The sequence below is a fragment of the Butyrivibrio sp. INlla16 genome (assembly GCF_900104155.1).
In the GTDB taxonomy this organism is placed as follows: Bacteria; Bacillota; Clostridia; order Lachnospirales; family Lachnospiraceae; genus Butyrivibrio.
The window spans coordinates 1-5388 of sequence record NZ_FMYB01000102.1 but is presented as its reverse complement, the minus strand read 5'-3'; the positions used below and the strand labels follow the sequence as shown (position 1 = coordinate 5388).

Annotated in this window: 8 protein-coding genes; 1 reads left to right on the top strand and 7 read right to left on the bottom strand. The window is 38.1% G+C overall.

Features of this window, described 5'->3' with window-relative positions; genetic code table 11:
* A partial coding sequence (locus tag BLR42_RS21700) for a transposase (RefSeq protein WP_207648535.1) occupies window positions 1-186 on the top strand: 186 nt, incomplete at its 5' end.
* Between the two features lie 247 nt (window positions 187-433).
* Here BLR42_RS21700 and BLR42_RS21695 read toward each other — a convergent pair.
* The 7 genes from BLR42_RS21695 to BLR42_RS21665 form a co-directional block, all read right to left on the bottom strand.
* Window positions 434-988 carry a hypothetical protein gene (locus BLR42_RS21695; RefSeq protein ID WP_091873701.1) on the bottom strand — a complete coding sequence of 185 codons (555 nt, stop codon included), beginning with the start codon at window positions 986-988 and terminating at the stop codon, window positions 434-436.
* Window positions 988-1467, bottom strand: coding sequence for an HAD domain-containing protein (locus tag BLR42_RS21690; protein WP_139165247.1), 480 nt, complete (start codon window positions 1465-1467; stop codon window positions 988-990). Before BLR42_RS21690 ends, BLR42_RS21695 begins: the two co-directional genes overlap by 1 nt.
* 97 nt (window positions 1468-1564) lie before the next feature.
* Window positions 1565-2008, bottom strand: a complete 444-nt coding sequence (locus tag BLR42_RS21685; RefSeq protein ID WP_207648597.1) for a J domain-containing protein — start codon at window positions 2006-2008, stop codon at window positions 1565-1567.
* Window positions 2009-2146: 138 nt separating this feature from the next.
* Complete coding sequence (locus tag BLR42_RS21680; protein WP_091873697.1) at window positions 2147-3211, bottom strand: YcxB family protein; 1065 nt, start codon at window positions 3209-3211, stop codon at window positions 2147-2149.
* A 20-nt stretch (window positions 3212-3231) separates the two neighbouring features.
* Window positions 3232-3516 (bottom strand): hypothetical protein, encoded by a 285-nt coding sequence (locus BLR42_RS21675; protein WP_091873694.1) that lies wholly within the window; start codon window positions 3514-3516, stop codon window positions 3232-3234.
* An 18-nt stretch (window positions 3517-3534) separates the two neighbouring features.
* The gene (locus tag BLR42_RS21670; RefSeq protein WP_091873691.1) at window positions 3535-4695 is read right to left on the bottom strand and encodes a hypothetical protein; all 1161 of its coding nucleotides are present in this window, start codon (window positions 4693-4695) and stop codon (window positions 3535-3537) included.
* Between the two features lie 42 nt (window positions 4696-4737).
* Entirely contained in the window at window positions 4738-5025 is a 288-nt protein-coding gene (locus BLR42_RS21665; RefSeq protein WP_139165246.1) for a hypothetical protein, read from the bottom strand.
* Window positions 5026-5388: the final 363 nt, after the last annotated feature.

Here is a 5388-nt window from a genome sequence, read left to right as displayed (position 1 = left end):
GCTCTGTGTGCTTCCATGAAGAAGCAGTGTGCAGATACAATCCGTTTGAAACTGATCAAGATTGCCGTTAAGGTAGTCAGATCAGGTAGATATATTTATTTCAAGCTGTGTAGCAGCTGCCCTTACATATCTGAGTTCTATGAAACACTTACAAATATAAGCAGCTTAAATCCACAGTTGGAATAGCAACTATTGATGTACCTTGATAACTTAAAAGTCTGTATTTCTGATTCATAGGGACAGTCTACCCATTTTTAGGACTGATTCCCGCTTATTCTAGGCATCCATTTCAAAAAAATCGGATTATGAGTTTGATTTCAGAGGTTTAAGTTGTCATGAATAATTCAGGTTAAATATACTAAGCTGGGTCTTATTATTTATCAGTTGTTATATGTATAAATCTTTAAATTATCATTCAATATTGGATAATCTGTTATCTCATTATTCTCAAATTCAAAATAATCATCACAATCATGCAGAGCACAAGCGGTATGCAACCATCTATATAGCCCTTAACGTATGGAAGATCATAGTAGAGGATGTAGCATATTAGGCTTATGATTGACACCAACAAAATGACTGCCGCGCAGATAATCGCCTCTTTTGCAGAAAAACGCCCAAGGGTGTACATATAGTTGCACAGGGCTGCCTCAAGTACAGACCATCCCACAATGATAAAAAGCTCAGATGTGACCTGCCTGTGAAATATTGTTCTGGTCAAAAGCAGCAAAATTGCATACAGAAAAATCCCGGACGCAATAATCCATATTCCCGGAATCCCTTTTTGTATAGCTTCTTCTGAGGATGACGCCATACCTGTCGCAGTAAAGAAAAGCCCTGAGAGTCCAGAAGCAAACGCACCAATAAGGATTAGCGTACCAACCATACTCCCTTTGGGTGCAGGCGGTTTAAAGGTAATAAGCCACCATGTAAGATAACATATACTGCATATGACAAGCAGCCAGTTTCCTAAAAGTACCTTCCCCATCACAAATGCTCCATAAATATCATAGGATGTGCCGTGCAAAACGGCGTTTCCTTCATGTACATTCCCAATGTTTCATCATTATCATCCATACAGACGACGGATCTTGGATCTATATCAGGAAACAGCTTTTTGACAACACTCTTTACAATCTTTGGCTTCTCAGAAGCATCAAGCGTATAGTAACAATGGTCAATGGGGATTCCATATAACTTCCGGACCATTTCTGATTTCCAAGCCTCATGTCCGTGCGGCTCCCTTGATATGCAGAATACCCTGTCCGTACCATGCTCCTGGATGTACCTATATATGGGCTCAAGCCTCCTGCAGTCCGCATATATGTTTATGTCCCGAAACTCAGGTGTGAAGTCAAGTTCATGATGGGCATGATATTCGCCATACGAATAACTTGTAAGAACCCCATCAATATCCAAAAATAAAACCGTTTTTTTGTCGTGTAATATATCCCAAATCTTGTTCATCTCATCTCTCACTACTTTATTATTTGTACCAAAATTATAGCGCATAATTCATTCAGAATCATGCGCTAGCTACATTTGAGAAAATATGGATATACTATCAGCCAAGAAAAAGTAACATTCTAAAAAGTATAGAAACAAACTGGTAAATGACGAACCATTTGATTATCCTTCCAAAAATTGACGGTCTGTAAGTATTTGCAGGCGTATTACCCCAGTTCCAGCTATACATGTAACTGTATCTTCTCTGTCTGTTCCGCTGTTTCAAATACTCTTCAAAATCTACATATTCTGCCTGATCATTATAGGTGCTTTGCTGCTCATACGTCTGGCCGGCAGTTCTTTGCTGCCATGAATCCGAGCTATGAGGCTTTGAAAGGATATCGTATGCCGCATTTATTTCATTCATCTTTTCTGAAGCAGCTTCATCATTTGGATGAAGGTCAGGATGATACTTTTTGGCGAGATTCCTGTATGCTTTCTTTATTTCCTCATCAGAGGCTCCCGGCTGAACTCCCAGTATTTTGTAAGGATCTGACATCATAGTTTTTTCCTCTTTTTCTTGTTCTTATACTGAGTCTAATCCTTTTCCGGAACAATCAACATATCCGATACTGCTAAAGGGTATGTGCTATTATTCCTTTTTAGCAATTATCTTAAGAACAGCCATTTTTTCACCTGTTCATGCCACTTTAGCCTTAAGTTCCTTCAAGAATGCAACCATTTCGTTTGAACAGTTCGCCTTTCTGACGTTTATAGCCTGATTATCACTTACAAGAATATAGAAATTATTATCAGTTTCAAATATCCGATATATCTCATCATAATTTGCCTTAAGGCTTCCCACATTACTTATTTGTTCAAGCTTCTCATTATCAAAAGTAATTATGGCCGCAAAGTTTCTCAGCATCTTATTGCTTTCATAATTTTTCCTGCATCTGAAATTAAAAAGGATATATAAGAGCAAAGGAACGGCAATTACCAATAAAATGCTCTCTACAGCTAACCTCATGGAATGTGCAAGAAATGACATAGCAAAGGCTGCAAAAAACATAACCTCAACGAGCACAAGAATATAGATCAAAGATTTGTGTTCATTTTTTATAAGGAGCCAATTGAAATCTTTTATTTCATTCAATCCCCACTCAACTCTGGCTTTATGTAGAATATCAGTTCTTGATTCCAATGAGCTGGTTAGTTGCTCATAATCTACCGCTTCAGACGTGGCCTTACTATTTTTATAATTACCAATTTCCTTTTTCAGTTTCTGCAAGAATGCAATCAGTTCATTCGAGCAGTCAGATTTTACAATAAAGAATGCCTGCCCACTGCTGATAAAGAGATAGATATTGGTCTTTGTCTCAACAATCTTATATAAATCCCTGTATTGGATTTTTGACGTTCCCTTTTCTCCTTCAGACTCCATGTAATCCTCATAAAAGGCGTATGAAAATGTATTTCCATGGATCATTTTGTAGCTTTCATAGTTCTTTTTTACTCTTTTGGAAGCAAAAATATAGGTAAGGATAGGATAAAAGATCAGCACAAGTGAAAAAATAACCACATTTTCATAATTGTTCGTGACTATCCCATTGATAATAAAGCCAATCACAATTGCCACAGCCACAATAGCTGCAGCGATTCCTGCCTTATTTTTGTAAAATTGCGTCGCCCAAAAAGCTTTTCGAGCTTCCTCATATGTATATTTGACTTCTGTCTTATAGGGCATGTCGCTTACTCCTCCCATTTTTTATTTCCCCTTTTTTACTACAATGTAGACCAGTGCCTTATCGTGGTTACAGTGGTGACTATCGCAAGAACGACAACTATCGCCCACAAGACATCTATCACGACAAAAAATGCCAGAAAAAACAATAGCGTATCTGCAAATGCTTCTATCCCATAAATCACGACATCGCTGTTAAAACCATGTATCGTTCCATTCACATATGAATTCATGCATTCCCTTAAGACATATATGACCGGGATTGCTGCAATAGTCCAAAGTGCTGTACTTGTAAAAACCAAATAGGTTCTCTTTAATGCTCTCATCTTTCTTTCCTTCTATGCTCAGTTCTCCGCCCAATTCACATCTTTTATTGCATACTTATTGGTCTGAATTATCTTTTCGGAAATTCCGGTTTCAATATCATATACAAAGACCTGGGAACATCCGACAGGCACCATATCCTTATAATACATAATGTATCTGCCATCCTTTGAAATACGGATTATGTAAGCCCCTCCGTTATCACGTGTATCCGCACGTGTCCCTTCAAGAAGTGTCTCCGTTTTTCCGGACGCAAGGTCATACCGTACGATTTTATCATTTCCGTTATATATTATGGATTCTCCATCAGGAGAGATTTCGAAATCATCGATCCATCGCTTTTCCTGCAATATTACAGAACACTCACCTGTCTCAATATCAAGGCAATAAAGATTATTAGCGACGTCTTCATTATAAGTCTCACAGGCAATGAAAAATGCCTTTTTCTCATCTTCTGAAACACAGATTTTCAATATTAAAAAATGACCTGGATTATCAGTTGGAGCCTCCCCTATTAGCAAATAAGAGTTGTCTGCAGGTATATATTTAAATATCCTATTATCGTTGGAATAGTATACAGCGGTTTTGTCCGCATTATAGAACAGTTCCAGGACATCTGCGTCCTCCCCGCTAACAGTATCCGGCATCTTGTATGGCTCATCCGGTTCATACTTGAATTCTTTTTCACTTGTGTTTGTAAATGTATTTGTGCTGCTTTCCCAGCGAGCAGTCACAGATTTTTTATCGTTGTTAGCTAACCAAGTGCCGGTAATTTCAATATCGGGATATTTAGAATAATCTACCTTTTGCCCATTTTGCCTGTTTTGTCTATAGAAAACGGCACAAACAATCACCGCAATTAAGCATATAACCGCAGACAACGTCAATATCAGGCGTTTTCCATTAAAGAATCCTTTTTTCGCAAGAAATGCTGTTCCACATATTATCAAACCTACTACTGCATATATAGACAAAATAGGTAAAACAATTTGAAAAACAAATGCTGTTACATGAAAATCCGCAGCAAAAATACCTACAAGCAAAAGAACAAAAATGAGTCCCAGAAATGCGAGGATAGGAATATACACTTTTTTCGATATCTTCTTTTCACTTATGAACAAAAAACCAATAACCGGCATAAAAACCAGGATTATGCATAATATCAGGTTTAAAATCTGCATTCGTAACTCCTCGTAAGTACTAGTATTGTGGCCAGTATATGTTTATTGAACTGTTTCATTATCTGCCTGCTCCAATCTTTCCAGGATGGCCTGTTCTTCTGCCCTATCCCTCTTCTGTTTCTTTTTGGCAAAAACTATCGCTCCTATGATCAGAAAAATTATTCCGATCAAAACGTATAAGCCCTGATACATGAGAATCGCAAGTCCAAATCCGCCAACATCAAGTGGCTCCATTTTACTGGCTCTATAGTTGAGGTACTGAGTTATCGCATAGCCATAGGCAAAAGTCAGTGCAGCTGTACAAAGCGCATATTTCCACCATTTTTGCATTATTATCATAAGAATGATGCAGATTGTAATGCGTCGAATTAATCCTCTCACCTACTGAAGGTTTACTGCGGATTAATTTCTCGTTCTCCTATATATTGTCTATCTGAACGTGCTGTTTTTTACCGCACGTTTTTTTCGTGTCTATATTGACTGACTATCCCCTTCGGATCTATATTCATACAGTTGCATAAAAAATGAGGAAAGACAGCCCCTACCACAGTTCGTCCTTCCTCATTCACACCCTTAAGAGCTGCACACAGGTCCTGCGCAGGGTCAATGCCCTAATTATGGTTGCCTGTTCATAAGCAGTCATCTTAAGCCCCCTTTCATACCTGTCCAGAAAGGATCAGGGGAATAATGAAA

What these genes read in the sequence shown, in the direction of transcription:
- BLR42_RS21695 (WP_091873701.1), bottom strand. Translation starts at nt 988, where the DNA reads ATGGGGAAGGTACTTTTAGGAAACTGGCTGCTTGTCATATGCAGTATA.
- BLR42_RS21690 (WP_139165247.1), bottom strand. Translation starts at nt 1,467, where the DNA reads ATGAACAAGATTTGGGATATATTACACGACAAAAAAACGGTTTTATTT.
- BLR42_RS21685 (WP_207648597.1), bottom strand. Translation starts at nt 2,008, where the DNA reads ATGATGTCAGATCCTTACAAAATACTGGGAGTTCAGCCGGGAGCCTCT.
- BLR42_RS21680 (WP_091873697.1), bottom strand. Translation starts at nt 3,211, where the DNA reads ATGGGAGGAGTAAGCGACATGCCCTATAAGACAGAAGTCAAATATACA.
- BLR42_RS21675 (WP_091873694.1), bottom strand. Translation starts at nt 3,516, where the DNA reads ATGAGAGCATTAAAGAGAACCTATTTGGTTTTTACAAGTACAGCACTT.
- BLR42_RS21670 (WP_091873691.1), bottom strand. Translation starts at nt 4,695, where the DNA reads ATGCAGATTTTAAACCTGATATTATGCATAATCCTGGTTTTTATGCCG.
- BLR42_RS21665 (WP_139165246.1), bottom strand. Translation starts at nt 5,025, where the DNA reads ATGCAAAAATGGTGGAAATATGCGCTTTGTACAGCTGCACTGACTTTT.